Genomic DNA, 26038 nt, shown 5'->3' with positions numbered 1-26038 from the left:
ACCGATCAGAAGGTGATCGACCTGTGCCATAAGGCCAAGTCACCGGCTGGCCTGACCGCCGCCGTCTGCATCTACCCCCGTTTTATCCCTATCGCTCGCAAGACCCTGCGTGAGATCGGCGCTGCCGACGTACGCATTGCGACCGTGACCAACTTCCCGCACGGCAACGACGACATCGAGATCGCCGTGGCCGAAACCCGTGCCGCAGTCGCCTACGGTGCTGACGAAGTGGACGTGGTGTTCCCGTACCGCGCCTTCATGGCTGGTAATGAACAGATCGGTTTTGATCTGGTCAAAGCCTGTAAAGAGGCCTGCGCTGCCAACGTGCTGCTGAAAGTGATCATCGAAACCGGCGAGCTGAAAGAAGAGGCGCTGATCCGTCGCGCTTCCGAAATCTGTATCGATGCCGGTGCCGACTTCATCAAGACCTCCACCGGCAAGGTGCCGGTCAATGCGACCCCAGAAGCGGCACGCATCATGATGGAAGTGATCAAGGCCAAGAATCCGAAAGTTGGCTTCAAGCCTGCTGGTGGTGTGAAAGACGCAGCTGTTGCCGGTCAGTACCTGGCCATGGCCGAAGAGATCCTCGGCAACGACTGGGTATCCGCCCGTACCTTCCGCTTTGGTGCATCCAGCCTGCTGGCCAGTCTGCTGGCCACTCTGGGGCATGGCGACAAGCCAGCCAACACCAGCGGTTACTAATAGGTTGATGAGAGGGCGGACTGCTGTCCGCCCTGTTAGCCCCCACCATGCGGTGTGCGGGCAAGGATTCAGGCTTGTGTAACGCCAGCAATGGCGGAGGGAATGAAAGATGTTTTTGCCTCAAGAAATTATTCGCAAGAAGCGCAACGGTGAAGCGCTCAGTACCCAAGAAATTCAATTCTTCGTTCAGGGCATTACCAACAACACCATCGGCGAGGGGCAGATTGCGGCGCTGGCGATGGCGGTCTACTTCAAAGACATGACCATGGATGAGCGGGTTGCCCTGACCTGCGCCATGCGCGACTCCGGCATGGTGCTGACCTGGGATCACCTCAATCTGGGTGGCCCGATTGTCGACAAGCACTCCACCGGCGGGGTGGGGGACGTTGTCTCCCTGATGCTTGGCCCGATGGTCGCTGCGTGCGGCGGTTTCGTGCCGATGATCTCCGGCCGTGGCCTGGGCCACACCGGTGGTACCCTCGACAAGCTGGACGCCATTCCCGGCTACCAGACCTCGGTCGACAACGATCGTTTCCTGAAAGTGGTGAAAGAGGCGGGTGTCGCCATCATCGGCCAGACCGGCGATCTCGCCCCCGCTGACAAGCGTATCTATGCAGTACGGGACATCACCGCCACCGTCGAATCTGTCGCGATGATCACCGGCTCCATCCTCTCCAAGAAGCTCGCCTCCGGGCTGGAAGCGCTGGTGATGGATGTGAAAGTGGGCTCCGGCGCCTTTATGCCGACTTTTGAAGCCTCCGAAGAGCTGGCCAAGAGCATTGTGGCCGTGGCCAACGGTGCCGGCTGCCGCACCTCTGCGCTCTTGACCGATATGAACCAGGTGCTGGCCTCCAGCGCCGGTAACGCGGTGGAAGTACGTGAAGCGGTGCGTTACCTGACCGGTGAATACCGCAACCCGCGCATCCACGAAGTGACCATGGCGCTGTGTGCCGAGATGCTTATCTCTGCAGGCTTGGCCAGCGACGAGCGCGATGCCCGCGCCAAGCTGCAGGCGGTGCTGGATAACGGCAAGGCGGCCGAGATATTCGGTCGGATGGTAACAGGTCTCGGTGGCCCGGCCGATTTCATGGAGCGTTACGACGCTTACCTGCCCAAGGCAGCCATCGTACGCCCGGTTTTCGCGGCCAACAGCGGATTCGTGACCGCCATGGATACCCGCGAGCTGGGTCTGGCCGTGGTGGCGATGGGCGGTGGTCGCCGCGCTGCCGGTGACAAACTTGATTATGCGGTCGGTCTGACCGACTTTATCCGCCTGGGTCAAAACGTCGATGCTGACAAGCCGATCGCGATGATCCACGCTCAGACTGAAGAGCAATATGCTCAGGCTGCCAGCATGGTGCAGGCGGCTGTCCGGATTGGTGGCGAGCGGCCGGAAGCACTGCCTGAAGTGTACCGCCGTATCACCCTGGCCGATTTGTAACAAGGGGAAGACCCATGAAACGTACCTTTATTCTGATGATGGACTCTTTCGGTATTGGCGCTGCTGCCGATGCCGACAAGTTCGGAGATGTGGGCGCCAACACCCTTGGCCATATCGCCAAGGCGTGTGCGGCAGGTGAAATTGAAGGCCGCGGTGCCCTCAATCTGCCCAACCTCAACAAGCTGGGTCTGGGCCACGCTTGCGAGCAGGCCTCCGGCTACTTCCCGGAAGGGCTGAAGAAAGATATCGAGGTGGTCGGTGCCTACGGCTTTGCGCAGGAGCTCTCCTCCGGCAAGGATACCCCGTCCGGTCACTGGGAGATCGCCGGTGTGCCCGTACTGTTCGAGTGGGGCTACTTCAAGGATCACCACAACAGCTTCCCGCAGGAGCTGCTGGACGCCATCGTCGAGAAGGCCGGTCTGCCTGGCTATCTGGGTAACTGCCACGCTTCCGGTACCCAAGTGCTGGACGATCTGGGCGAAGAGCACATGAAGACCGGCAAGCCGATCCTCTACACCTCTGCCGACTCCGTGTTCCAGATTGCCTGCCACGAAGAGACCTACGGCCTCGAGAAGCTCTATGAGCTGTGCCACATCGTGCGCGAGCTGCTGGAGCCCTACAACATCGGCCGCGTGATTGCGCGTCCGTTCGTAGGTACTGGCAAGGGCAACTTCAAGCGCACCGGCAACCGTCACGACTACTCAGTGCTGCCGCCGGCGCCGACCGTGCTGGATTACATGAAAGATGCGGGCGGTCAGGTGGTCTCCATCGGCAAGATTGCCGACATCTATGCCCAGCAGGGCATCACCAAGCAGGTGAAAGGGACCGGTCTGACCGAGTTGTGGGATCGCACGCTGGAAGAGGTGAAAGCGGCCGGTGACAACACCATCGTCTTCACCAACTTTGTGGACTTCGACTCCTCCTACGGCCACCGCCGTGATGTTGCCGGTTATGCCGGTGCGCTGGAGTATTTCGATTCCCGCCTGCCGGAGTTGTTTGAGCTGCTGCAAGATGGCGACGTGGTGGTGCTGACCGCTGACCACGGTTGCGACCCGACCTGGGGTGGCACCGACCACACCCGCGAATACATTCCGGTGCTGTTCTTCGGCAAGCCGGTCAAGGCCGGCTCCGTCGGTCGTCGCGAGACCTTTGCCGATATCGGCCAGAGCATCGCGACTTATCACGGCCTGCCGAAACTGGCGTACGGTACCAGCTTCCTGTAATTTACCCGCCCGCCACTTCGGCGGCGGGCAATTTATAAAACAATAAAACTCAACCTAGTGTGAAGGAATCAAGAGAATGGCAACTCCTCATATCAATGCGAAAGATGGCGCCTTTGCTGATACCGTGCTGATGCCGGGCGACCCCCTGCGCGCCAAGTACATCGCTGAAACTTTCCTGGAGAACGTCGAGCAGATCTGCGACGTGCGCAACATGTTCGGGTTCACCGGTACCTACAAGGGCCGTCGTATCTCCGTAATGGGTCACGGCATGGGTATCCCCTCTTGCTCCATCTACGCAAAAGAGCTGATCACCGATTACGGTGTGAAGACCCTGATCCGTGTGGGCTCCTGTGGCGCCGTGCGTGAAGACGTGAAACTGCGTGACGTGGTGATCGGTATGGGTGCCTGCACCGATTCCAAAGTAAACCGCCTGCGCTTCAAGGATCACGACTTCGCTGCCATCGCCGACTTCGACCTGGTTGCCAACGCTGTACAGGCCGCCAAGAACAAGGGCGTTGCCGTGCGTGTGGGTAACATCTTCTCCGCCGACCTGTTCTACACCCCGGACCCCTCCATGTTCGACGTCATGGAAAAATACGGCATCCTGGGTGTCGAGATGGAAGCCGCCGGTATCTACGGCGTGGCCGCAGAGTACGGTGCCAAGGCGCTGACCATCTGCACCGTCTCCGACCATATCCGTACCGGTGAGCAGACCACCTCTGAAGAGCGTCAGCTGACCTTCAACGACATGATCGAAATCGCACTGGATTCCGTCCTGCTGGGCGACAAGTAATTCCCTTGCGAATAAGAAACGGCGGCCTTCTGGCCGCCGTTTTTGTATCTGCTTTCTGGTTGCGCCATCAGTTTTCCGGAGGTGGCGAGGGGGGCGTACTCTTTTTCTTGTGCTTGCGCACCCGCATGTAGTTGCGGCGCACGCCGTAGGAGATGAGCACTCCGGCCAGCAGGGCGACCAGCAGCATCAGCCGCTGTTTCTCCTGCACCACCTTGAGCCGGGTGTCCTTGTCTGCCAGCATCCGCTGCTCTTCCAGGGTGATGCGCAGGAAGCCGATGGTCTGCTCGCCATCCCGGATCTCCTGCACGAACTGGATCCGCCCCTTGCCCTGCTCCGGTAGTGACTTGTTATCGCTGCCGATGGGCAGCAGGCTCTCCAGCGGCACCGCCTGCTCAGACTGGGCGAGGGGAATGCCGCGTCCGTCGTAGAGGGTGGCATCGAGGATCTCCGGCTCCGCCGCCAGATCCCGCGCCAGCCGCTCCAGCTCGCTGCTCTTTTCCTCCTTGATCCAGCGTTTCATGTCGCGGGCAGCATAGGCGACCAGCGCCTGTGCCCGGTTGCGCGCTTCGCTGTGCAGCGAGGCCTGGCTTTCACCCTGCATATGGATGAGCACACCGAGCACCCAGCATCCGAGCAGAATACCGGCACCCAGGCTGAGAACACGTTTGATGGGAAGATGACGCTGCAAGCGCGAGACCTCATGGTAACAAGGAGTGGCGGGATCTTGGCGCTTGCCTGTACAAAAAGCAATACGCTACTCTGGGCCAGCATTGTTAACCCCCTGATCACCAAGGAAGGCGTATCCCTTATGTTGTTGTCCCGGCTCCCCCCTCTGTTATCCGATTGGCCCGCGTTGTTGTCAGGCTCACCTTGTTGGCAGCTCAACGCAGATGCGTTGCAACCGACAGAGACCCCGCAGGCGGGCGGCTGGCTGGTGCTGTTTGGCAAGGGGCTGGGTGCCTCCCATCTGGCGCGTCTGTCGCCACTGTTGGCTGCACAGGAGTTGGCGGCCACCCTCTATCCTCCCACAGAGGTGGCGGGCGTGCCGTTGCTGCTGCTTGGCTGCGATCGCTTCTCTTCCGAGCTGGTGGCCGAGCTCAAGAGCGGTGAGTGGGAGATCGATCTCTGCCATCTGCCCGCGCTACCGACCCTGAACGAGCCCGGCCTGCTGGTGATGGACATGGACTCCACCGCGATCCGCATCGAGTGCATCGACGAGATTGCCCGGCTTGCCGGGGTTGGCGAGCAGGTAGCGGCAGTGACGGCCGCGGCGATGCAGGGCAAGCTGGAGTTTGCCGACAGTCTGCGTAATCGGGTCGCGCTGCTTGAGGGGGCGCCGGTCGCCATCCTCGACGAGGTGGCGGCATGGATGCCCTGGATGCCGGGCTTGCAGCTGATGGTCGATACCCTCAAAGGGGCGGGTTGGAAGGTGGCCATCGCCTCCGGTGGTTTTACCCGTTTTGCTGGCCAGTTGCAGCGTGAGCTGGGGCTCGATGCCATCTTCGCCAACGAGCTGGCGGTGGAGGGGGGCCAGCTGACCGGCAAGGTGAGTGGGCGCATCGTCGATGCCAGCGTCAAGGCCGAGGTGTTGCAGCAGCTTGCTCAGGAGTACGGCATTGCTGCCGCCCAGACCGTGGCCATCGGCGATGGTGCCAACGATCTCAAAATGATGGGGATCGCGGGCCTTGGCATCGCCATTCACGCCAAGCCGCTGGTGCGGGCGCAGGCGGCGGCCACCCTCAATCATCACGATCTGGAGGGGGTGATCTGCCTGCTGGCGGCGCGGGCCTGCAGCGAACAACGTTGGGACAAGCGCTGACAGTGTTTCAAGGAGGAAACCAATAAAAATGGAATTGTTGCAGCAGTCTCTGTTTATCCCCTGTGGTGGCCATCAATTGCATGTTCGCCACATCAAACCCCGGGTCGCCGTGCATGGCGAGCCGATCCTGATGGTGCACGGCGCCATCGAGAACGGGCGGATTTTCTATACCGAATCGGGCAAGGGGCTGGCCTGCTTTCTGGCCCGCCACGGCTATCAGGTCTATGTGGCTGATTTGCGGGGGCGGGGGCTTAGCACTCCAGCTATCGCCGAGCAGGCGGAGCACGGTCAGCATGAGCTGATCACCGAGGATCTGCCCGCCCTGCACCGCTGGATTGCCGAGCGCCATCATGGTTTCAAGGTGCACTGGGTGGCCCACTCCTGGGGTGGTGTCATCATGGCCTCGACTCTGGTGCGCTTCCCCGAGCTGGCGGAACAGGTTGCCAGTCTGCTGTTTTTTGGCACCAAGCGCGGCGTGTCGGTGCACAATCCCGAGCGCTGGCTGAAGGTGGATCTGATCTGGAATCGGCTGGCCCCCTGGCTGGCCCGCCGCCGTGGTTTTCTGGCGGCTCGTACTCTGAAGATCGGTGCAGACGACGAGCCGCTGCGCTATCTGCAGGAGACCATCCCCTGGGTCAAGTGCGGCCCCTGGCAGGATCCTCACGACGGTTTTGCCTATGACGAGGCGGCGGCACGGGTCAACTGGCCACCGCTCTGGATGATCTCGGCCAAAGCGGACAAGGTGCTGGGTCACCCGACCGATGTGCGCCGCTTCAGCGACGAGATGGGTTCGGCCACACGTCACACCCGATTGGGGCGGGACAACGGCAACCGCCTCGATTATGACCACATCAATATGCTGACCGCCCAGCAGGCCCAGGAGGATCACTTTCCCCAGATCCTCGACTGGCTGCTCAACCCGCAGGCGGCATGACAAAAAACAGGGCGCCTCGAGCGCCCTGTTTCATTTTTGTCTGTTTCCGGATCTTCAGTTCAGCGGCGGCGTGATGCCAAAGCGGAACAGGGTTGCCTGGGTGGTATCGGTCAGTTCGCCCACCCCCACCACGCTCCAGAGCTCCTCTTCCAGCTTGCGTGCCTTGTGGATGGCGAACTTGGCGATGTAGTCCAGCTCGTTGGCGATGAAGTTGGTGTCGGGCCGTCCGGTACGGGAGATACCGACCAGCACCGAGTAGAACTCCCCCTGTTGCTGCGCCAGCTCGATGAACTGACGCTTCTCTTTGACATTGGCAAAGCTGCTGGCCAGCCGGCTGCTGAAGATGGGCAGGCCGGCCTTGGTCTGGATGCTGGCGATATAGACCTCATCTTCTCTCGGTTTGTCCTCCCGCTCGATGGCTCGCAGCGGGTTCATCAGCAGCTCCTTGAGCAGCTCCCCCTGAAACAGCGGGTAGAGGTTCTCCTGCTCCGGCAGCTCAGCACAGGCTTGCAGCAGCCGCTGCAGACTGCGCGGTTGCAGGGATTTGCCGATGGAGGCCGGTTTGGGCGCGCCTTTCAGCTTGTTGACGTAGACCGGTGAGTTGAACAGGTGGTGGGTATAGATGTTGCGCAGGGCCCGCGCCAGCCCGCGATAGCGGCGCTGCTCCTGCGCCGCCTTGAGCTTGTTCTGGTTGCTCTCGATCAGCAGGCTGAAGAATTGGCGGCCGGTATGGCGATCCGAATCCCCTTCGATGCAGAGGTGCAGCACGGTGCGGGTCATGTTGAGACTGACCAGCCGGTAGGAGAGACGCTGCAGATCCATGCTCTTGGAGAGCTCCTGCAAGCGGGGCAGGGCGATGGTCACCACATCGTTCTTCTCGCCGATAAAGGCATCTTCCAGCTCGATTTGCAGGCCGTGAGTCGAGATGTCGCGGGTCCAGCCGATCCAGGATTTGCCGTTGTGATGGATGGCGACCGCGGTCTTGTGGATGTAGCGCGATTCCTTGCGCAGCTGAACATAGTGCAGGGTCTCGATCTCGAACGGGGCAACCCCCTGTTCGTGACCAAAGCGCTGCAGCTCGTTGGCGTTGTTGCTGACCCCTTCCTGATGGAACTCTTCTCGCTGGGACTCCAGGCCGATCTCCTGCAGCAGGCCGCAATAGCCGATCTGCTTGAGCCGCTCGAGCAGCAGGATGTCTTGTAACTGCGGATTGTCCTGCCCCTGCAGTTGTCCCACATCCGCCTCGACCAGATCGCATGCCTCCAGCGTGAACTTGTAGACACGCCAGCTGGGCCGGCGTGAGCCCACCTGGAAGAAGAGGGCGGTGAGGCCACTCTGGCGCAGTTCCTCGGCGGTGGCGGAGAAGAAGTAGATGTGGCTGCGCACCGTGTGGGTAAAGCAGTAGATGATGGTCTCGGTGGTGGTGCCGGGGGCCGGGCAGAGCCGTTTCATCCGCTCTGCGCTGAAAAGCCCCGCGAGGGCATCGCGGTTTTTCTCATCGCGCCAATACTCCAGCAGGTGCTGGTTGTTTTCCGTGCGCAGGGCAATCTCGAGATTGGGGCTGTCGCCGGTGCCGAAGAAGAGCGGCATGCCGGTCATCCGCGGCAGGTAGAACTGCTCATACCCCTTGATGATGGCGGCGGAGAGCAGATAGTCGACGCTGACCCGATAGCGGATCTTGTTGGCGTCGATAAAGTCGCTGAGGAAGGCATCAAAGGCGGGCTGTTCGCCGGAGCGCACCAGTCGCAGCCAGTATTTCCCCTCTTTGCTCTCTTCGCCGAGGATCTGATAGCCGACCGACTGATGCAGCACCGGATTGGGGGTGTCCCGCTCCAGTCCGGTAAAGAAGACCTCCACCTGGGCGCCGGTGTGATAGTTAGGCAGATAGGGTACCGAGACTCTCATGCCACCCAGCGAGAGATCGGAACTCTTGGCGAACAACTTCTCTCCGTCCTGAAACTTGATCAGCACCGGCGAGCTGAAGTGCATCCGCTCCTGACGGCGGCCGTAGTAGCTGGCAAAGGCAATGGTGTTGACATCATATTGCCGGAAGGGGCTGGCCGGCGGCGACAGCTGACCATCCACGCGGGCGTTGTGGTGCTGTTTTTGCCACTGTTGCAGCGCCTCGTAGACGCCGAGGGTATAGATATCGCGGTAGAGATAGCACTGGGACTGGAACAGGGCTATCGCATCGGCGGGCATGAAGTGAGTGATGCCGTCGAACTCATGCACCAGGCACTCATCCTCCAGCTCATCGCGCATGTCGATGACCCTGCGGCAGGGGGAGCACTTGCGCTTGAGCTCCATCTTGATCAGAAAACGGCTGTTGCTGTTTTCCTCCTGGGTCATGCGGTTGAAGATCTCCTCGAAATCTTTCTCCCGCAGCAAGGGGACGAGTTGTTCAATCAGATGTTGCTGGTGTTCTGAATCCATTTGTTCCTGCCACGGAAAGTCACTTTTCCGATTCTGGGTTTGATCTGTCGGTCGCAAACAAGTATATCAAGCAGGAATTCATCCTGTCCCCGAGTTATCAATGGCCAAAAATAAAACTGCTTATGTTTGTTCCGAATGTGGTGCCGACTTCACACGCTGGCAAGGTCAATGCAGCGAATGCAAGGAGTGGAATACCATCACCGAGGTGCGCCTCGGTTCGGTGAGCCCCGCTGGCAAGAGTGCCCGTTACACCGGTTATGCCGGCGCGGTCGGCAGTCAGGTACAGACACTGGCAGAGATCGCCACCACCGAAATTCCCCGTTTTACCTCAGGTTTCAAGGAGCTGGATCGGGTGCTTGGTGGCGGTGTGGTGCCAGGCTCGGCCATTCTGATCGGCGGCAACCCGGGGGCGGGCAAGTCGACCTTGCTGCTGCAAACCATGTGTGGTCTCGCTGAACGGATGAAAACCCTCTATGTCACTGGTGAGGAGTCGCTGCAGCAGGTGGCGATGCGGGCCAACCGCCTTGGGCTGCCCACCGACAAGCTGCGGATGCTCTCCGAGACCAGCGTCGAGCAGATCTGCCTGATAGCCCAGCAGGAGCAGCCGCAGATCATGGTGATTGACTCCATTCAGGTGATGCATGTGGCGGATGTGCAATCGTCCCCCGGTTCTGTCTCTCAGGTGCGCGAAGCGGCAGCGCTGCTGACCCGCTATGCCAAACAGAACCATGTGGCCATCTTTATGGTGGGTCATGTGACCAAGGATGGCAGTCTGGCGGGTCCCAAGGTGCTGGAGCACTGCATCGACTGTTCTGTGCTGCTAGATGGCGGCCATGACTCCCGTTTTCGTACCCTGCGCTCTCACAAGAACCGCTTCGGTGCGGTCAACGAGCTGGGGGTCTTTGCCATGACCGAACAGGGAATGCGCGAGGTGAGCAATCCCTCCGCCATCTTCCTCAGTCGGGGGCAGGAGCAGGCGCCCGGTTCCATCGTCATGGTTATCTGGGAGGGTACCCGACCGCTGCTGGTGGAGTTGCAGGCGCTGGTGGACTACTCCCAGCTCTCCAACCCGCGCCGGGTGGCGGTGGGGATGGATCACAACCGGCTCGCCATGTTGCTGGCGGTGCTGCACCGTCACGGCGGGCTGCAGATGGCGGATCAGGATGTCTTCATCAACGTGGTCGGCGGGGTCAAGGTCGAGGAGACCAGTGCGGATCTGGCGCTGCTGCTGGCTATGGTCTCCAGCTTCCGGGATCAGGCGCTGCCCAAGGATCTGGTGGTGTTCGGCGAAGTGGGTCTTTCCGGTGAAATTCGCCCGGTGCCGTCTGGCCAGGAGCGGTTGCAGGAGGCGGCCAAGCACGGTTTCCGCCGTGCCATCGTGCCGCACGCCAATGCCCCCAAGCATCCCATCGAAGGGATGGAAGTGGTGCCGGTCAAGAAGCTGTCTGAGGCACTCGAGGCGCTGTAATCCCTCAGCATTGCAATCGAGACAACCGCACAACGAAAAAAGAGCGCCTCGGCGCTCTTTTTTATGGGCTGGAACCTGCCATCAGGGCTGGCTGTGTTCCAGATGCTCGCTCAGCAGTTGTTCCAGCTCGCGGTGGAGCAGCTCTTCGTCGCCGACGTTAAGCTCGATCATCCGTTTGAGATGGGTGGCACTGTCGATATCGATGTGGTGGCAGTAGAAACCCAGCTTCTTGCTGGCTTCGTGGGTCAGCTCGACCTGCATTTTGATCTCGATATCGCTACCGCTCAGGATAAAGCTGAGCTGGTACTCCTTGTTGTCACGGCTCTCCCAGTCGTCGGGGCGGATCAGCAGGGCTCCCTGCAAGGAGACGTCGACAAGCTGGGTCTGCCACTTCTGTTCCCCCTGGGTGAGTTCTGCCATGGTCAAGTAGAGGATCCGTGCAAAACGGCGGCGCTCAGACATGCTCATCTCCTGTATGCAATAAGTGTGGACGCTAGGGTCATTGCTCTGAGTGTAATCCACCTTGGTTGCCAGTATCTTGAACTTGCTCCGAAAATGGCATTCAGGCTTGCTGGGTACTCAAGGATTCCACCACATGAAGCGCCTTGACCAGGCGGTCTTCCTGTTTGAACCGCTCTTCCAGAACCGGGCCCAACTCGTTGAGATCATCATCCAGTAGCAGCAATTGGGCCTCGTCGGCATCACTGTATTTGTCGTTGAACTCGAGGGCGAATTCAGTGCTGTTACGAATATGGGGATAGATGCGCTTGGCCAGCTCCAGTGTTTCGCCGCTGGCTTGCTCGAAGGCGGTGACGACGTGGTGGTAGATTTCGAAATGGCCCGCGCTGACATAGTCGACCAGGCGGTCGCAAAACTGATGCAGCTCTTCTGTTTTGGGCAGGCTGCGTTGCTTGGTCCGCGCCGGAGTGAGACCTGCCAGCTGCATGTATCCGACCAGCAACGCTTGCCTTGCATCCAGCCAGTCGTCGATAGCCTTATGCTTGCCTGCCAGCGCCTGCTTGGTCTGTTCCAGTTTCGTCAACATAATCCCTATCCCTCCGTGGGGCAAAGGCTGGCCGATTGTTCGGTATTCCGAGCCGTTTGAGCAGTGACACAACCTATAACTAGGGAAAATCTGGGCAAGCGTCAATAGCCATGGGGGGATAATGTTAAGCGGCGAAGAAATAGTCAGTGGATTGTGTCTGCGTGCTAGCAGGTTTCAGGCCTGCTCACGGTTTTTCGCGTGTGGAATGTGACTATTTCCGCAGATCTTGATGAAAACCCCAGCGTTTGACGCGTTCGGCTCGATAAAGGCTTTGCCTGTGCGTTTTTTTTTGCATAGAGTGACCCAGCGCTAAATGCCCGATCATAAAGGAAATGTTATGAACAAAGCTCAACTTGTCGATGCGATTGCCGCCAAAGCAGATCTGAGCAAAGCTCAGGCCAAAGTGGCTCTGGAAGAGATCATCAATGGTATTACCCAGAGCTTGAAAGAAGGCGATGCTGTGCAACTGGTCGGTTTTGGCACCTTCAAGGTCACCCACCGCGCAGGCCGCACCGGTCGTAACCCGCAAACTGGTAAAGAGATCCAGATTGCTGCTGCCAACGTGCCTTCATTCGTGGCTGGCAAGGCTCTGAAAGACGCCGTCAAGTAAGTCCGAAAGTCTGTTTTGTCCAATGCCAGTCAGCTTGCTGACTGGCATTGTTTTTATGGGATTCTCCCATCCTTCCTATTAGTCCTTCCTGACTGTTCCTTCTGTCAGCCTCGTTGCGGCTGAGGCCTTATGCCGTTTGCGGGTTGGATGGCAGCGGCCAGATCCGCTCATAGGCCCAGGTAAAGACCATGATGTAGACGAGGTAGAAGGCGACGAAGCCGAGATCCAGCATCAGGGCGTCCCATACTCCCAAATCGAGCCAGAACATGACGCAAGGGAGGGAGAGCATCATAAAGCTCGCCTCATAGCCAAATGCGTGCAGGAAGCGGTCCAGTGGTCGCTTGTTGGTGCGCCCGCAAAGTTTGAGCAACCCCTTGTCGAACAACAGGTTCCAGCCATAGGTCCAGGCGGTGGCGACGATGGAGAAGAAGATGGCCAGCGAACCGACCTCGGCGACGCCCTGACCGAACAGCTGGCTGATCAGCGGTGCGACCAGTGCCAGCCCGATGCCTTCGTAGAGAACCAGATAACGAAGTCGATCCGGGGTGGTGCGTAGTTGGGTACTACTCATGGGTGATGTGCCTCCTGTGGGAGGCGCATTCTAATCAGGGAGTGGTTAAAAGAGAAGCATCGGCCCGTCATGACGGGCGTTGAGGGGCATGATGATGCGCCCTCTTTGCGATACTTCTCTATTGCCAACTTGGGCGTTAGCCCTGAGTGGTCAAGTCTGCGACTCAGGCGCCGGTTGGCGTGACCCGTGTCAGCATGGCAAAGCCCTCTTCCACTTGTGTGAGCTGTACCTTGACCTCCCCCAACTCGGCGAGCGAGGCAACATGAGTGCCACCACAGGGAATGGTCACCTCCTGGCCTTCCAGCATGCAGTGCCAGTAACGGGAATCGATGATCGCCTCGCCAGCGCGGCTGCGGCGGATCTCGCTCCCGGCTGCGATCCAGTCGGCCAGCTGCTGGTTTACCTTCTCTTCAATCAGCGCCAGATCTGCCAGCAGCGATTCGCTGTTGACCCCTTTCTTGCGCAAGCTCTTGCCTATGCGGTATTGCTCCCGCGAACCGCAAGGCTCGACCCGCGAGCTTTGAATAGCCAGGCGGTCGAAGTCGGGCTGGCACAGTGCATCGCGCTCGCTTACCTCCTTGCGCCAGTAGGGAGTTAGTACTCGATTGAGCGCCAGCGCGGCCAGATGGCAGCCACTATGGCCCAGACTCAACGCGTGGCGGGCAGCGCTATCCACTTGCAATTCGACCTGGCTGCCAACGGCCAGCGCGTGGTCTCCGGTCAGCGGATGTACCACCACGAAACTCCACCCCTCTGCGCCCCGCTTGACCGGAATGGCTGTATCGACGAACAGCTCGCCATCCGGGCTGATGGCCCCCATCCGGCAAGGGCCAATGGCGGCTTCGCCCCCTTCCCAGCGAGCATGGCCCACGTCCCCCGGCTGATCGGGCCAGAGGTGACTCTGGGGATGAAAGGGGGTGAGGTCGGTGACCAGCAGTGTGGTGTCACCGCGCTGGCAGCAGACCACGCTGACCTGCTCCTGATGATGGCCCAGTACGAAGCTGGCTCGGGTGTGTTCCATGGCAAGGCTCCCGCAACGATAAATGAGAAGAGAAAGCGGCAGCATACGCCAAAGTGCGAAGAGGCTCATTAACCAGTGTTAATGAGCCCCTCTTCTCGGTTTGACGGTTCGCTAGATCATGGCGACCAGCAGATAGGCGTTGAGCCCGATCACCAGCGCAACGATAAGGCGGCCGATGGCTTGTGTGACCGGATGGTTGCGATGTTGCCCCATCAGTGCCCGATCGCCGGTCAGCATCAACAGCGGGATCAGGGCCAGCGTGATGCCAAAGCTCAGGATCACCTGACTCAGCACCAGAATTTCGGTGGTGTTGAGCCCCATGGCGATTACCACGAAGGCGGGAGCCATGGTGATGGCGCGACGCAGCCAGAGCGGGATGGTAAAGCGGACAAAGCCCTGCATCACCACTTGCCCGGCCAACGTGCCCACCACGGTAGAGCTGATGCCGGAGGCGACCAGCGAGAGGCCGAACAGGGTGGCCGCAGCTTGCCCCAGCAGCGGAGTGAGGGTCTGGTAGGCGGATTCCAGCTCCGCTACCTGCTGGTGGCCCGAGCTGTGGAACGCGGCGGCCGCCATCGCCATCATCGCCAGATTGACGAAACCGGCGATGGTCATGGCAATCGCCACATCGACCCGGGTGGTGTGCAGCCGCTGGCTGACTGAACCCTGATCCTGCGTGTGCTGGGTCAGTGCCGAGTGCAGGTAGATAACGTGTGGCATCACGGTAGCACCGAGCACACCGGCGGCCAGATAGACGGCATCGCTGTTGGGCAAACCGGGGAAGAGGGCCCCTTCCAGCAGGCTGGGCAGATGGGGGCGGGAGAAGATCAGCTCGACGATGTAGGCCGCCGCGACAAACAGCAGCAGGCCACCGACCACGAATTCCAGCGGTTTCTGACCACGGGATTGCAGCATCAGGATCCCCCAGGTCACTACAGCGGTGATACAGGCTCCTTCAAGCAAGGTCACGCCAAGCAACAGCTTGAAGCCGACGGCGGCGCCGATAAATTCGGCGAGATCGGTGGCCATGGCGATGATCTCTGCCTGCACCCAGTAGGCCCAGACCGCCGGTTTAGGCAGTCGGTCGCGGATGTGCTCCGCCAGATTCTTGCCGGTGACGATGCCGAGCTTGGCCGAGAGGGTTTGCACCAGCATGGCCATCAGGTTGGCCCATACCACCACCCAGAGCAACTGGTAGCCAAAGGTAGAGCCCGCCTGAATATTGGTGGCGAAGTTGCCCGGGTCGATATAGCCGATGGCGGCGATAAAGGCAGGCCCGAGCAGGGTCAGTTTGAATTTGCGGGCTGGAATCGTAGTCGTCAGTGCGGGTTGCATGGCATCACCCTCCATAAGGATATAGAGAGAGAATAGATCTAAGTGATAATCATTATCAATTGTTGTTTCTGATGATTTCCATCGGGAAAAACATTTGAGGCGGTCAGTTGCAGTGAGGGATGTGATTTCGTACAATACGCCGCCCTAGAAAAGCAGCGACTAAACACCTTTATGTTCCTTGCCTCCGAGGTCTGGCTGCACCTGGGCGGAGGCTGAATTAATCCGTAAGGAGCTAAAATGCGTCATTACGAAATCGTCTTCATGGTTCATCCGGACCAGAGCGAGCAAGTTCCCGGCATGATCGAGCGTTACACCGGCGCCATCACCACCTCCGGTGGTACCATTCATCGCCTGGAAGATTGGGGCCGTCGTCAGCTGGCTTACCCGATCGACAAACTGCACAAAGCCCACTACGTTCTGATGAACGTAGAAGCAGAGCAAGCCGTTATCGATGAGCTGGAAACCAACTTCCGCTTCAACGATGCCGTTATCCGCAACATGATCATGCGCACCAAGCACGCCGTGACTGAAGTTTCTCCGATGGCCAAGGCCAAAGAAGAGCGCTTCACCCGTCGTGACGACGAGCGCCGCGAAGAAGCTACTGAAGCTGCTTCCGAAGAGTAATTCTGGATCACTGACTAGAGGATAAAGGCCATGGCACGTTATTTCCGTCGTCGTAAGTTCTGCCGCTTCACTGCCGAGAACGTTACCGAGATCGACTACAAAGATATCGTTACTCTGAAAAACTACATCACTGAATCTGGCAAGATCGTACCGAGCCGTATCACCGGTACCCGCGCCAAGTATCAGCGTCAGCTGGCACGCGCCATCAAGCGTGCTCGTTACCTGGCTCTGCTGCCGTACACCGATCTGCACAACAAGTAAGAATCGGCCCGGCACTTAAGCCTAACTCAACGAAATTTATAGAGGAAAGGTAATGCAAGTTATCCTGCTCGACAAAATCGCCAAACTGGGCGGTCTGGGTGACCAAGTTTCCGTGAAATCTGGTTATGCCCGTAACTACCTGATCCCGCAAGGCAAAGCTGTTATGGCCACCAAGGCCAATATCGAAGCTTTCGGTGCTCGTCGCGCTGAGCTGGAAGCCAAACTGGCTGCCAACAAAGCTGCTGCTGAAGAGCGTGCTGCCAAGCTGGCCGAACTGGCTACCGTGGTTATCGCTTCCAAGTCTGGCGACGAAGGCAAGCTGTTCGGTTCCATCGGTACCCGTGACGTGGCTGAAGCCATCACTGCTGCCGGCGTAGCCGTTGCCAAGAGCGAAGTCCGTATGGGCAACGTTCTGCGTAACACCGGTGACTACGAAGTTGCTGTTCAGCTGCACGCTGACGTTAAAGCAACCGTACAGATCCAGGTTGTTGCCCTGTAATAGCGATTCGCTTTTGCAGAGAAAACCCGCGCTTTTGCGCGGGTTTTTTATTTTCCGGCCCGGGGGTAGAGTGAAGGTCTGTTCCACTGGAGGAGATCTTTATGGCTTGGGTAGAAGGTCGCGTCATCGAACGCATCGAATGGACACCCACTCTGTTCTCCCTGCGGGTAGCGGCCGAGCTGGCTCCCTACAAGGCAGGCCAATTCACCAAGCTGGCCCTCGAGCAGAGCGATCGCCGCATTCAGCGCGCCTACTCTTTCGTCAATCCCCCCTCTGCGCCATACCACGAGTTCTATCTGGTCGAGATCCCGAGCGGTGAGCTGACTCCCTCGCTCGGCTCGCTGCAAGCAGGCGATACCCTGCTGGTGCAATCCCAGGCGACCGGCTTTCTGACATTGGATGAGGTGCCCGCTGGGCGCGATCTCTGGCTGCTCTCGACCGGTACTGCCATCGGCCCCTTCCTCTCCATGCTGGCCGATGGGGAAGCCTTCAACCGTTTCGAGAATCTGGTGTTGGTGCATGGGGTACGTAAAGGCGAGGAGCTGAGCTATCAGTATTTGATCGCCAGCTTTGCCGAGCAATATGGCGCGCGCTTTCGCTATGTCCCCTTTGTCAGCCGCGAGCCCTGGCCCGATGCAATGGCAGGGCGGATCCCGGCGGCGATTGCCAATGGTCAGCTGCAGCAGCGGGTGGGATTGGAGTTCTCACCCGAGCTGAGCCAAGTGCTGATCTGCGGTAATCCGGAGATGGTGAAAGAGACCCAGCAGACCTTGCTGGCGCTGGGGTTGGCCAAGAATCTGAGGCGTGCGCCGGGCAATATCAGTGCGGAGAATTATTGGTAAACAATCAGCACAGGGGCGCCAAGCCCCTGTTGCATCAGGAGAGGGCGTTCAGTTCTTCTTGCCATTGCCCTTGTTTTTATCTTTCTGTTTGTCGTGACCTTGCCCGGGGTTATTGCCGCTGTGGATACTGCGGTTGTAGTGATCCCGGTACTTGCCATCTATCTTGTCGCAGTTGAGTTTGATCCGGCTGTCGCCAATGCCAAGATCCAGACAGTTGTCCTGCCACCAGTCGTACTCTTTGTCATCCCAGTCGAGATTGATCTTGATGTCATCACCGGAGATCTTGATGCCATCGCCATTTTTGCTTGGCGGTGCCGCAACCGCGATGCCATGTGCCATCAGCAGGGAGAGCAGCAGGGCGCCACGCTGGATAACGGGGTTGTGTTTGGCTTGGATCATCGCAAGGGGACTCCTGTCGTTATTGGCCACTCTGCGCGTTGGCAGGGATCTGGTTGGTTTGCGGCGGCTGGTTGCGGTTCTCTTCATCTTCCAGATTGAATTTGACCGCCCTGCAGTCGGCCGGGGCGGTTTCGCCGACCCCCAAGTCGAGGCAGTCGTTCTGGGTCCAGCCGAACTGCTTGTCATCCCAGTCCAGATTGAATTTAAGCTCATCGACGGAGAATTCGGAGCCACTGCTCTCTTGATATTGCTGGGTCGCTGCGGCGCTGCCGGTAACCAGAAGAAGGGAGAGTAGCAAAGTGGTCTTACTGTTCATGATGGCCTCGGATAATTGCAACGGTGGATGAGTGTACAGACCGGAGCTGAACCCGGGCGGAACTGTTCCCCATCTCACTACATGATCAAGTCAGGGAGGGATTGTATCGCTTTTCTGCTGCCGATTTGTCCGTTTTGGTCGCACTCTGGGCAGCTGGTTGCCAATCTGAAGGAATTCAGTCATTTGCCCTTCTCTGGGCGAGTCTGGCGACTATAATCGGCAGCCAACTTTTCCTGCACAGCACACCCCTTCATCATGACCACACAGGACTCCTCTACATTGCGCTACCCCAAGGGGTGGTTTGCTCTGACGACGGTATACAGTTTCACCGGGTTGGCCATTCTGGCTTCCATTATCTTCTCCCTGCTGCTGTTCCTCTCCATCGATGACAACCCGCTGATGAAGTGGCTGTTCGGCGGCTTGGCCATCATCTTCGAGCTGGGCAAGTTTTACGTCTGGTACGAGTACGGCGAGCGCAAGGCGCGGCGGGATTTGAGTGGTGCTTTCTGGTCGCTGCTGTTTTACAGCGTGCTGGCGGCCATCTCCATCGGCGGCAGTATTGGTGGCATCAACAGCGCCACCAATACGGTACTGAGCCAGCAGGCGCGCCACGAACGGGAGCTTGCCCGTTTCGACGAGCAGATCGCCAGCATCGAGCGGCAGATCCAGCTCAACGAAGAGGCGGCCCGCAAATACATCGAGCTGGAGCGCATTTCCAGTGGCGTCTCCTCGTTGCAGCACGCCAACACCAAGCTGCGCTTGCAGCAGGATGAGCTGCGCCAGCAGCGCGATGCCAAGCCGGTCAACGAACAATCCTCCATGTTGGGGCTGATGAGCAGTCTGGCGGACGGGGTGGGGATGAGCATCAGTCAGGTGCAGTTCCTGCTGGTCTGCTTCCTCTCGGTGTTGCTCGACGTGTTCGGCGCCTTTTTCGTCAGCCTGATCGGCGAGGAGAACCGCTTTCGCCGGATGTGGCGCTGGCAGCAGGATCAAGCTCGCAGAGAGGCGCAGGCAGCGTTGGCGATGGCAGCCCAGCCCGAGCCCATCATGCCCCCAGAGCCAGCCCCTGAAGTGCTGGCGCAGGTGCGCGGTGCGCTGGTGAGCGGTGAGCTCAAGTGCAGCAAGCGCTCGGTGGCGCAAGCTTTGTCACTCTCGCTGGAGGAGGTGGATCGGGTGTTCCACCATCTGCTGTCGCAAGGGGTGCTGGGGCAGGGGAGCAATCGCCACTACTACCTCAATCCGGCGCTGGAGCAGCAAGCCGGATAGTGAGAAGGCCACCGAAACTCGGTGGCCTTTTTCGTTATCGAGTGGCTGTTGCACTCAGTGAGTCAGCACCATCATCAGGCTGAGGAAGGCGGCCAGTCCGCCACCGATGCCGATGATCCAGTAAAACCCCTTGGCCCCCTGTTTGAGCGGGATGCGGAAGTAGAGCAGAAATGCCCACCACCCCAGTGCCAGCAACAGAGGAATAAGAAACATTCGAGCCATGGTGTCCTCGCTGTTATTCTGTTGACCCTTGATCAATCAACAGGATGGATTGTGCAATGACGCAACTACAGATTACCGCATTCGGTGACCCCTCGGTACTCAAGCTCAACCCTTCCCTCGATAAGGTGCCAGCCGATGGCGAAGTGCGGGTGCGCATCTGCTTTGCGGGGGTGAACCCCATCGATGCCAAAACCCGCGCCGGTCTTGGCTGGGCGGCGGCCCAGAACAAGGACAAGTTGCCCTGGACACCGGGTTATGACGTCTCCGGCGTGGTAGAGAAGGTGGGCCCCGGCGTGACCTCGCTGGTCGAGGGGGATCGGGTGTGCGGCATGGTCGGTTTCCCCCTCACCGCAGGTGGCTACGGGGAGTCTGTGGTGGCAAGCGAGAGCGAGCTGGTCAAGCTCGACGGGGTGAACCTGCAGCAGGGGGCCGCGTTGCCGCTGGCCGGTCTCACCGCTTGGCAGGGGCTGTTTGAGCTCGGCGCCCTCCAGAGCGGCCAGCGGGTGTTGATCCTCGCCGCTGCCGGTGGTGTCGGCCATCTGGCGGTGCAGTTTGCCAACGCCTATGGCGCCGAGGTGGTGGCTATCGCCAGCCCGGACAACCATGGCTTCCTGCACGCTCTGGGGGCGAGCTGGATGGTGGATTACCACGACGCAAACTGGCCAGCTGCTTTGGTGGTAGAGGCCGGCCAGGTCGATCTGGTGCTGGATCTGGTAGGCGGCGAGAGCGGCAAGGCGGCGCTCGCCTGCGTCAAGTCGGGTGGCCGCCTGGTGACTGTGCCTACCATTACCGCCCAGCAGATCAAGGATGCAGGGGCTGCGGCGGGGATCGAGGTGGTCGGCATGCTGGTTCACCCTGACCAGAAGCAGCTGGGGCAGATGTTGATGCTGCTGCGTCAGGGGGAGGTAAAGGTTACCCTTGCCGGTGAATTCCCCCTGGCCGAGGGGGCGCTGGCTCATCAGGCCATCGAAGGGGGCCATGTACGCGGCAAGCTGCTGCTGCGCATGCCCGCCGCCGACGGTTATCCTGCATGAGTGGGATGATGGCGATGGCACATGGTGTGGTTGTTGCTGAGTGCCTCTCGTCCTTGCCTCTGTGGTGGGGAAGCGCAGCATGAATGAGTTGATGCAGATGGGGCTGGGGTGGCTCTTTTTAAGCGCATTCACCTCCGCCACCCTGCTGCCCGGCAGCTCCGAAGTGCTGCTGGGGGCCATGGCGGCCAAGGGGGAGTGGAGCATGGCGAGCCTGCTGCTGTGGGCGACGCTGGGCAATACCCTCGGCTCCATGACCACCTGGTGGCTCGGCTGGCTCGCCACCTTCAAGAAAAAACCGGAAGATTTTCAAGGCCGTGGGGAACAAAAAGCCTTAGGCTGGCTCAAACAACATGGTCACTGGTGTCTGCTGCTTGCCTGGACGCCGGTGGTCGGTGATGGTCTCTGTCTGTTGGCCGGTTGGCTGCGCCTCTCCTTCTGGCGCTCTCTCATTTTGATCGGGCTCGGCAAATTGTTCCGTTATGCCCTGGTTTTTCTGTTGGCCAGTCACATTTTCTAGCCTGTTTTTGTCACTCACGAGGTTACCGTGAACAAAGTCATACCTTTAACCATTCTGCTGGGCTTCACCCTGCCGGTGCTGGCGGCACCGACCCTGATCGCCGAACAGGGCAAGGAGGAGGGCAAGCTCGCCATCCCCTACCAGATGTACAAGCTGGACAACGGCCTGACCGTGATCCTGGCCCCCGATCGCTCCGATCCGCTGGTGCACCTCGATGTGACCTATCACGTCGGTTCATCCCGCGAGACGGTCGGCAAGTCCGGTTTCGCCCACTTCTTTGAGCACATGATGTTCCAAGGCTCGAAACACGTCGGTGATCAGGAGCATATGCGGATCATCAACGAGGCCGGTGGCGACATGAACGGCACCACCAACAAGGATCGCACCAACTACTACGAGACCGTGCCGGCCAACCAGCTGGAAAAAGTGCTCTGGCTGGAGGCGGATCGGATGGGCTTCCTGCTCGATGCGGTGAGCCAGAAGAAGTTCGAGATCCAGCGCGCCACCGTCAAGAACGAGCGGGCCCAGCGGGTCGACAACCAGCCGTACGGGCTGGTGAGCGAGAAGGTTGGGGAGGCGCTCTATCCGCGTACTCACCCTTACTCCTGGCAGCCTATCGGTTACGTGGAAGATCTCGACCGGGTCGATGTGAACGACCTCAAGCAGTTCTTCCTGCGTTGGTATGGTCCCAACAACGCCACCCTGACTCTGGGCGGCGACTTTGACAGCAAGCAGGCTCTCGAGTGGATCGAGAAGTACTTCGGCTCCATCCCGCGCGGCCCGGACGTGGCCGAGCCGACGCCAAAGCCGGTGACCCTGCCCGAGACCCGCTACGTGACGCTGCAGGACAAGGTGCACCTGCCGCTGCTCTATATCAGCTACCCCACCGTCTCTCTTGGCGATCCGCAGGAGCCTGCACTCGACATGTTTGCCGACGTGCTGGGTGGTTCCGCCAGCTCCATGCTCTACCAGTCGCTGGTGAAAACCGGCAAGGCGATCGATGTGGGGGCGTCTCACTACTGCGAAGAGCTGGCCTGTACCCTGACCGTCTACGCCTATCCCAATCCGTCGCAGGATGGCAGCCTCAAGACCCTCAAGGGGGAGGTGGACAAGGTGATCGGCGAGTTCGCCCAGCGCGGCCTCAAACCGGAAGATCTGGAGAAGGCGATCGCCAAGTACCGTGCCTCCGCCATCTGGGGTCTGGACAGCGTCTCCGGCAAGGTGAGCCAGCTCGCCATGGGTCAGGTGTTTGCCCAGGATCCCAACTATGTGTTCAAGACTCTCGATGCCATCGGCAAGGTGACACCTGAGCAGGTGAAGGCCGCCTACGACAAGTTCATCGCGGGCAAGCCTGCGGTGGTGCTGAGCGTGGTGCCCAAGGGCAAGACCGAGTGGCAGGTTGCCACCCCGAACTTTACCCCCGCCAAGCGCGAGCTGCCGGATTACAGCAAGCATGACGAGGCGCTGGCCGAACGACCGGTAAAAGACAATTTCGATCGCAGCGTGCAGCCCAAGGCGAGCGAGGCGGTGAGCGTCAAGGTGCCCGCCATCTGGCACGGCAAGCTCGACAAGAACATCGAGATCATCGGCACCAAGAGTGACGAGATCCCCGCCGTCTCCATCATGATTGCCCTGCCGGGCGGCATTCGTGCCGAAGATAAGGGGCAACTTGGGCTGGCCAATCTGACTGCCGCCATGATGGGGCAGGGCACGGTGCGCCTGACCGAGGCTCAGCTGAGCGACGAGCTGCAAAAGCTGGGATCTTCCATCGATGTCTCCAGCGCCCAGTACAACAACCTCATCACCGTCAGCTCGCTGGCGGACAAGTTGCCCCAGACCCTGGCGCTGGTGCGCGAGGTATTGGAGCGCCCGGGCATGCGGGAGGCTGACTTCGAGCGGGTCAAGGCGCAGCTGCTGCAAGGGATGCAACAGGCCCAGCAGCAGCCCGAGTGGCTGGCCGGGCAGGCGTTCCGCGAGCTGGTCTACGGCAAGCAGAACCGCCTCGGTCAACCTACCGACGGGGTAGCGGCTGATGTGGCCAAGCTGACCCTGGCGGACGTGAAGCACTTCTATCAGGCCTACTACAACCCCACCAACGCCAAAGTGGTGGTGGTCGGTGATGTGGACCAGAAGCAGATCGAGGAGCAACTTGGCTTCCTGACCGAGTGGAAGGGGGCCACGCCGACCCTGGGGGATCTCAAGCTCAAGGGTGAGCAGGCCAAGCCGGGCATCTATCTGGTCGACAAGCCGGGAGCGCCCCAGTCGGTGATCCGTATCGGCCGTCGCGCCATGCCGTTCGATACCACGGGGGATTACTTCACCGCCGGGCTGATGAACTTCAACCTGGGTGGCAACTTCAACAGCCGCATCAACCTCAACCTGCGGGAAGACAAGGGCTACACCTACGGCGCCAGCTCCGGCTTCTCCGCCAACCGCGAGGTAGGCACCTTCGCCACCGGCGCCAATGTGCGGGCCGATGCGACCGTGGATGCCATCCGCCAGTTCCTCAAGGAGATGGACAACTACCGCAAGAGCGGCCCGACCCCGGTCGAGCTGGCCTATATGCGCAGCGCTGTCTCCCAGCAGGATGCCCTCTCTTACGAGACCTTGGGCCAGAAGGCGGGCTTCCTGCTACAGATGGTGATGTATGACCTGAAACCGGACTATGTGCAGGCCCAGAACAACCTGATCAAAACGGTGTCGCCCGAGGCGCTGAAGGCCAGTGCGGCCCGTTGGCTCAATCCGGCCGACATGGTGATCGTAGTGGTGGGAGACAAGCAAAAGCTTGAAAAACCCCTGAAGGAGCTTCATCTTCCCATCTATCCGCTGCAGTTGCCGTAACTGACGCTTTATAAAAATCAAGAGCCGCCCCGGATGGGGCGGCCTCACATGAGCCGTGAATATGACTACAACAAGCTTGTCGCTCACCGAGTTGCTGAATGCGTTGGGATCACCGGAGCGCCTCACTGCGCTCAAGGGGATCCGGCGCGGGATCGAACGTGAATGCCTGCGCATCACGCCGGATGGCCGACTCGCCCAGAGTGACCATCCCCGGGCGCTGGGCTCGGCCCTGACCCATCCCAATATCACCACCGACTACTCGGAGAGCCTGCTGGAGTTCATCACCCCGGCCACTGACTCCATCGACAGTCTGATGGAGCAGCTCGGCGACATCCATCACCATGTGATTCAGCATCTGGGTGACGAGCGGATTTGGCCGCTCTCCATGCCCTGCTTCGTCGGCGGGGAAGAGAGCATCCGGCTGGCCCAGTACGGCAGCTCCAATATCGGCAAGATGAAGACCCTCTACCGTCAGGGCTTGAAGAACCGCTACGGCAGCCTGATGCAGGTGATCGCCGGGGTGCACTTCAACTTCTCCATGCCCGACAGCTTCTGGAGCGAGTGGCAGGATCTGGTGTGCGAAGGGTGCTGCAGCCAGCGCTTTATCTCCGACAAGTACATGGGGCTTATTCGCAACGTCTACCGCTTCGGCTGGCTGGTACCCTATCTGTTCGGCGCCTCCCCGGCCATCTGCGAATCCTTCCTCAAAGGGCGCAAGAGCAACCTGCCGTTCGAGAAGACCGGCAAGGGCACCCTCTATCTACCTTACGCCACCGCGCTGCGTCTCTCTGATCTTGGCTATACCAACAGCGCCCAGGCTGGGCTCAAGATCAGCCACGACAATCTGCCGGCCTATGTCAGCAGCCTGCGCCGTGCCATCAACACCCACAATCCCGACTTTGCCAAGATTGGGGTCAAGGTGGATGGGGAGTATCGTCAGCTCAACGACAACGTGTTGCAGCTGGAGAATGAGCTCTACGCCCCAATCCGCCCCAAGCGTACCCCGCGCAGCGGCGAGAAGCCCTCGGATGCGCTGGATCAGCGCGGCATCGAATACATCGAGCTGCGCACCGTGGACGTCAATCCCTTCACCCCGCTCGGCATCGACGCAGACCAGATCCGCTTCTTCGATCTGTTCCTGGTCTGGTGCCTGCTGCGCCCCTCTCCGGTGCTGAGTGACGAGGAGATTGCCCGCAACCGCCGCAACCAGAACAAGGTGGTGCTGGAAGGGCGTCGTCCCGGCCTGACGCTGGAAGATGAGCAGGGCAATGCCATTGGCCTCAAAGAGTACGGACTCAAACTGTTCGACGAGCTGGCTCAGGTGGCCGATCTGCTGGATCGCTGCTGCGGCCGCAACCGCTATCGCGAGACGCTGGCGATGCATCGCGAGAAGCTGCTCAACCCCGAGCTCACCTACTCCGCCCGCATGCTCAAGGAGCTGCTGGAGAGCGGCAAGGACAACGGCTGCTATGGTGACAAGCTGGCGACCCGCTATCGCGAGGAGCTGCTGGAAGGGGAGCTGCAGTACTGGGATGAGGCTTACTTTGCCGGTGAGGCGAAGGATTCCTTGGCCAAGCAGCGGGAGCGCGAGCGCAGCGATAGCCTGTCGTTCGATGACTTCCTGGCCGACTACTTCGGAACCAGTACCACCACGGCCTGAAGGCGGGTTCTTACCAACCAAAGTGCCAACAAAAAGCCGCTCGAGTGAGCGGCTTTTTTTATTCCTCTGTCCCGTCCTGAATATGGTTTACACCTTTCCCCCCAATAAATGGAGAGCCCGATGGGACAAGGTGTGAAACGGACACAGCGCGATTACTCTCTG

The 26038-nt window shown here is 59.8% G+C and carries 27 protein-coding genes; 17 read left to right on the top strand and 10 right to left on the bottom strand.

The window, feature by feature from the left end; all coding sequences use genetic code 11:
- The 4 genes from deoC to deoD all read left to right on the top strand — a co-directional run.
- Window positions 1–702 (top strand): deoxyribose-phosphate aldolase (gene deoC, locus AB5Y82_RS19790; RefSeq protein WP_368174426.1); only part of this gene is annotated, 702 nt, incomplete at its 5' end.
- Window positions 703–811: 109 nt separating this feature from the next.
- Window positions 812–2143 carry a thymidine phosphorylase gene (gene deoA / locus AB5Y82_RS19785; RefSeq protein ID WP_111901018.1) on the top strand — a complete coding sequence of 444 codons (1332 nt, stop codon included), beginning with the start codon at window positions 812–814 and terminating at the stop codon, window positions 2141–2143.
- 14 nt (window positions 2144–2157) lie between these two features.
- Window positions 2158–3366, top strand: coding sequence for a phosphopentomutase (locus AB5Y82_RS19780; protein ID WP_204480203.1), 1209 nt, complete (start codon window positions 2158–2160; stop codon window positions 3364–3366).
- Between the two features lie 76 nt (window positions 3367–3442).
- Window positions 3443–4159 (top strand): purine-nucleoside phosphorylase, encoded by a 717-nt coding sequence (gene deoD / locus AB5Y82_RS19775; RefSeq protein WP_005340471.1) that lies wholly within the window; start codon window positions 3443–3445, stop codon window positions 4157–4159.
- A gap of 67 nt (window positions 4160–4226) precedes the next feature.
- Here the strand turns inward: deoD and AB5Y82_RS19770 are convergent, their stop codons facing one another.
- On the bottom strand, window positions 4227–4847 hold the full coding sequence (locus AB5Y82_RS19770) for an AhpA/YtjB family protein (protein ID WP_368174425.1): 621 nt from the start codon (window positions 4845–4847) through the stop codon (window positions 4227–4229).
- A gap of 120 nt (window positions 4848–4967) precedes the next feature.
- Here AB5Y82_RS19770 and serB point away from each other — a divergent pair, with 120 nt between their 5' ends.
- Both serB and AB5Y82_RS19760 read left to right on the top strand, forming a co-directional pair.
- Entirely contained in the window at window positions 4968–5978 is a 1011-nt protein-coding gene (gene serB, locus AB5Y82_RS19765; RefSeq protein WP_368174424.1) for a phosphoserine phosphatase SerB, read from the top strand.
- A gap of 28 nt (window positions 5979–6006) precedes the next feature.
- A complete protein-coding gene (locus AB5Y82_RS19760; RefSeq protein ID WP_368174423.1) occupies window positions 6007–6912 on the top strand; it encodes an alpha/beta fold hydrolase in 906 nt (301 codons plus the stop codon).
- A 54-nt stretch (window positions 6913–6966) separates the two neighbouring features.
- Here the strand turns inward: AB5Y82_RS19760 and AB5Y82_RS19755 are convergent, their stop codons facing one another.
- The gene (locus AB5Y82_RS19755; protein ID WP_111901014.1) at window positions 6967–9345 is read right to left on the bottom strand and encodes a PilZ domain-containing protein; all 2379 of its coding nucleotides are present in this window, start codon (window positions 9343–9345) and stop codon (window positions 6967–6969) included.
- A gap of 100 nt (window positions 9346–9445) precedes the next feature.
- Here AB5Y82_RS19755 and radA point away from each other — a divergent pair, with 100 nt between their 5' ends.
- Window positions 9446–10813, top strand: a complete 1368-nt coding sequence (gene radA, locus AB5Y82_RS19750) for a DNA repair protein RadA (RefSeq protein ID WP_005340481.1) — start codon at window positions 9446–9448, stop codon at window positions 10811–10813.
- Between the two features lie 81 nt (window positions 10814–10894).
- Here the strand turns inward: radA and AB5Y82_RS19745 are convergent, their stop codons facing one another.
- Both AB5Y82_RS19745 and AB5Y82_RS19740 read right to left on the bottom strand, forming a co-directional pair.
- Entirely contained in the window at window positions 10895–11275 is a 381-nt protein-coding gene (locus tag AB5Y82_RS19745; protein ID WP_005340482.1) for a PilZ domain-containing protein, read from the bottom strand.
- Window positions 11276–11375: 100 nt separating this feature from the next.
- On the bottom strand, window positions 11376–11858 hold the full coding sequence (locus AB5Y82_RS19740; protein ID WP_005348975.1) for an Rsd/AlgQ family anti-sigma factor: 483 nt from the start codon (window positions 11856–11858) through the stop codon (window positions 11376–11378).
- A gap of 337 nt (window positions 11859–12195) precedes the next feature.
- Between AB5Y82_RS19740 and hupA the strand changes: the two genes are divergently transcribed.
- Window positions 12196–12468 carry a nucleoid-associated protein HU-alpha gene (hupA, locus tag AB5Y82_RS19735; protein ID WP_005340484.1) on the top strand — a complete coding sequence of 91 codons (273 nt, stop codon included), beginning with the start codon at window positions 12196–12198 and terminating at the stop codon, window positions 12466–12468.
- A 127-nt stretch (window positions 12469–12595) separates the two neighbouring features.
- Here the strand turns inward: hupA and AB5Y82_RS19730 are convergent, their stop codons facing one another.
- From AB5Y82_RS19730 to AB5Y82_RS19720, 3 genes are all read right to left on the bottom strand, one after another.
- Entirely contained in the window at window positions 12596–13039 is a 444-nt protein-coding gene (locus tag AB5Y82_RS19730; protein WP_005358045.1) for a PACE efflux transporter, read from the bottom strand.
- Window positions 13040–13202: 163 nt separating this feature from the next.
- Entirely contained in the window at window positions 13203–14060 is an 858-nt protein-coding gene (locus AB5Y82_RS19725; RefSeq protein WP_111901012.1) for a hypothetical protein, read from the bottom strand.
- A gap of 111 nt (window positions 14061–14171) precedes the next feature.
- Window positions 14172–15395, bottom strand: a complete 1224-nt coding sequence (locus AB5Y82_RS19720; RefSeq protein ID WP_162632591.1) for an Nramp family divalent metal transporter — start codon at window positions 15393–15395, stop codon at window positions 14172–14174.
- A gap of 237 nt (window positions 15396–15632) precedes the next feature.
- Between AB5Y82_RS19720 and rpsF the strand changes: the two genes are divergently transcribed.
- The 4 genes from rpsF to AB5Y82_RS19700 all read left to right on the top strand — a co-directional run bounded on the left by rpsF (window position 15633) and on the right by AB5Y82_RS19700 (window position 17621).
- Window positions 15633–16019, top strand: a complete 387-nt coding sequence (rpsF, locus tag AB5Y82_RS19715) for a 30S ribosomal protein S6 (RefSeq protein WP_005308887.1) — start codon at window positions 15633–15635, stop codon at window positions 16017–16019.
- 30 nt (window positions 16020–16049) lie between these two features.
- The gene (rpsR, locus tag AB5Y82_RS19710; protein ID WP_005308890.1) at window positions 16050–16280 is read left to right on the top strand and encodes a 30S ribosomal protein S18; all 231 of its coding nucleotides are present in this window, start codon (window positions 16050–16052) and stop codon (window positions 16278–16280) included.
- Between the two features lie 52 nt (window positions 16281–16332).
- Window positions 16333–16779, top strand: coding sequence for a 50S ribosomal protein L9 (gene rplI / locus AB5Y82_RS19705; RefSeq protein WP_005340490.1), 447 nt, complete (start codon window positions 16333–16335; stop codon window positions 16777–16779).
- A 101-nt stretch (window positions 16780–16880) separates the two neighbouring features.
- Window positions 16881–17621 carry a ferredoxin--NADP reductase gene (locus AB5Y82_RS19700; RefSeq protein WP_368174422.1) on the top strand — a complete coding sequence of 247 codons (741 nt, stop codon included), beginning with the start codon at window positions 16881–16883 and terminating at the stop codon, window positions 17619–17621.
- 48 nt (window positions 17622–17669) lie between these two features.
- Here the strand turns inward: AB5Y82_RS19700 and AB5Y82_RS19695 are convergent, their stop codons facing one another.
- Complete coding sequence (locus AB5Y82_RS19695) at window positions 17670–18020, bottom strand: hypothetical protein (RefSeq protein WP_265062095.1); 351 nt, start codon at window positions 18018–18020, stop codon at window positions 17670–17672.
- A gap of 19 nt (window positions 18021–18039) precedes the next feature.
- A complete protein-coding gene (locus tag AB5Y82_RS19690; RefSeq protein ID WP_005358055.1) occupies window positions 18040–18336 on the bottom strand; it encodes a hypothetical protein in 297 nt (98 codons plus the stop codon).
- A 255-nt stretch (window positions 18337–18591) separates the two neighbouring features.
- On the opposite strand from AB5Y82_RS19690, the gene AB5Y82_RS19685 reads away from it, so the two are divergent.
- The gene (locus AB5Y82_RS19685; protein WP_058058685.1) at window positions 18592–19602 is read left to right on the top strand and encodes a hypothetical protein; all 1011 of its coding nucleotides are present in this window, start codon (window positions 18592–18594) and stop codon (window positions 19600–19602) included.
- A 54-nt stretch (window positions 19603–19656) separates the two neighbouring features.
- Here the strand turns inward: AB5Y82_RS19685 and AB5Y82_RS19680 are convergent, their stop codons facing one another.
- A complete protein-coding gene (locus AB5Y82_RS19680; protein ID WP_005308905.1) occupies window positions 19657–19824 on the bottom strand; it encodes a hypothetical protein in 168 nt (55 codons plus the stop codon).
- Window positions 19825–19880: 56 nt separating this feature from the next.
- Between AB5Y82_RS19680 and AB5Y82_RS19675 the strand changes: the two genes are divergently transcribed.
- The 4 genes from AB5Y82_RS19675 to gshA all read left to right on the top strand — a co-directional run bounded on the left by AB5Y82_RS19675 (window position 19881) and on the right by gshA (window position 25876).
- The gene (locus AB5Y82_RS19675) at window positions 19881–20858 is read left to right on the top strand and encodes an NADP-dependent oxidoreductase (protein ID WP_368174421.1); all 978 of its coding nucleotides are present in this window, start codon (window positions 19881–19883) and stop codon (window positions 20856–20858) included.
- 79 nt (window positions 20859–20937) lie between these two features.
- Window positions 20938–21375: a YqaA family protein gene (locus tag AB5Y82_RS19670; RefSeq protein ID WP_139462233.1), complete on the top strand. Its 438-nt coding sequence runs from the start codon at window positions 20938–20940 to the stop codon at window positions 21373–21375.
- Window positions 21376–21402: 27 nt separating this feature from the next.
- A complete protein-coding gene (locus tag AB5Y82_RS19665; protein ID WP_106843913.1) occupies window positions 21403–24216 on the top strand; it encodes a pitrilysin family protein in 2814 nt (937 codons plus the stop codon).
- Window positions 24217–24277: 61 nt separating this feature from the next.
- A complete protein-coding gene (gene gshA / locus AB5Y82_RS19660) occupies window positions 24278–25876 on the top strand; it encodes a glutamate--cysteine ligase (protein WP_368174420.1) in 1599 nt (532 codons plus the stop codon).
- Window positions 25877–26038: the final 162 nt, after the last annotated feature.

Source organism: Aeromonas sp. s13, from assembly GCF_040907905.1.
Classification (GTDB): Bacteria; Pseudomonadota; Gammaproteobacteria; order Enterobacterales; family Aeromonadaceae; genus Aeromonas; species Aeromonas veronii.
Note: the sequence above shows the minus strand (reverse complement) of the source record. Positions and strands in the feature narration are given on the sequence as shown.

Bases quoted from the DNA above. Each gene is read 5' to 3' on its own strand.
- AB5Y82_RS19745 (WP_005340482.1), bottom strand. From the start codon at position 11,275: ATGTCTGAGCGCCGCCGTTTTGCACGGATCCTCTACTTGACCATGGCA.
- AB5Y82_RS19690 (WP_005358055.1), bottom strand. From the start codon at position 18,336: ATGAACAGTAAGACCACTTTGCTACTCTCCCTTCTTCTGGTTACCGGC.
- AB5Y82_RS19740 (WP_005348975.1), bottom strand. From the start codon at position 11,858: ATGTTGACGAAACTGGAACAGACCAAGCAGGCGCTGGCAGGCAAGCAT.
- AB5Y82_RS19700 (WP_368174422.1), top strand. From the start codon at position 16,881: ATGGCTTGGGTAGAAGGTCGCGTCATCGAACGCATCGAATGGACACCC.
- radA (WP_005340481.1), top strand. From the start codon at position 9,446: ATGGCCAAAAATAAAACTGCTTATGTTTGTTCCGAATGTGGTGCCGAC.
- AB5Y82_RS19720 (WP_162632591.1), bottom strand. From the start codon at position 15,395: ATGCAACCCGCACTGACGACTACGATTCCAGCCCGCAAATTCAAACTG.
- AB5Y82_RS19675 (WP_368174421.1), top strand. From the start codon at position 19,881: ATGACGCAACTACAGATTACCGCATTCGGTGACCCCTCGGTACTCAAG.
- AB5Y82_RS19680 (WP_005308905.1), bottom strand. From the start codon at position 19,824: ATGGCTCGAATGTTTCTTATTCCTCTGTTGCTGGCACTGGGGTGGTGG.
- deoA (WP_111901018.1), top strand. From the start codon at position 812: ATGTTTTTGCCTCAAGAAATTATTCGCAAGAAGCGCAACGGTGAAGCG.
- AB5Y82_RS19730 (WP_005358045.1), bottom strand. From the start codon at position 13,039: ATGAGTAGTACCCAACTACGCACCACCCCGGATCGACTTCGTTATCTG.
- rpsR (WP_005308890.1), top strand. From the start codon at position 16,050: ATGGCACGTTATTTCCGTCGTCGTAAGTTCTGCCGCTTCACTGCCGAG.
- rpsF (WP_005308887.1), top strand. From the start codon at position 15,633: ATGCGTCATTACGAAATCGTCTTCATGGTTCATCCGGACCAGAGCGAG.
- AB5Y82_RS19780 (WP_204480203.1), top strand. From the start codon at position 2,158: ATGAAACGTACCTTTATTCTGATGATGGACTCTTTCGGTATTGGCGCT.
- AB5Y82_RS19695 (WP_265062095.1), bottom strand. From the start codon at position 18,020: ATGATCCAAGCCAAACACAACCCCGTTATCCAGCGTGGCGCCCTGCTG.
- deoD (WP_005340471.1), top strand. From the start codon at position 3,443: ATGGCAACTCCTCATATCAATGCGAAAGATGGCGCCTTTGCTGATACC.
- AB5Y82_RS19760 (WP_368174423.1), top strand. From the start codon at position 6,007: ATGGAATTGTTGCAGCAGTCTCTGTTTATCCCCTGTGGTGGCCATCAA.
- AB5Y82_RS19685 (WP_058058685.1), top strand. From the start codon at position 18,592: ATGACCACACAGGACTCCTCTACATTGCGCTACCCCAAGGGGTGGTTT.
- hupA (WP_005340484.1), top strand. From the start codon at position 12,196: ATGAACAAAGCTCAACTTGTCGATGCGATTGCCGCCAAAGCAGATCTG.
- AB5Y82_RS19725 (WP_111901012.1), bottom strand. From the start codon at position 14,060: ATGGAACACACCCGAGCCAGCTTCGTACTGGGCCATCATCAGGAGCAG.
- serB (WP_368174424.1), top strand. From the start codon at position 4,968: ATGTTGTTGTCCCGGCTCCCCCCTCTGTTATCCGATTGGCCCGCGTTG.
- gshA (WP_368174420.1), top strand. From the start codon at position 24,278: ATGACTACAACAAGCTTGTCGCTCACCGAGTTGCTGAATGCGTTGGGA.
- AB5Y82_RS19755 (WP_111901014.1), bottom strand. From the start codon at position 9,345: ATGGATTCAGAACACCAGCAACATCTGATTGAACAACTCGTCCCCTTG.
- AB5Y82_RS19670 (WP_139462233.1), top strand. From the start codon at position 20,938: ATGAATGAGTTGATGCAGATGGGGCTGGGGTGGCTCTTTTTAAGCGCA.
- rplI (WP_005340490.1), top strand. From the start codon at position 16,333: ATGCAAGTTATCCTGCTCGACAAAATCGCCAAACTGGGCGGTCTGGGT.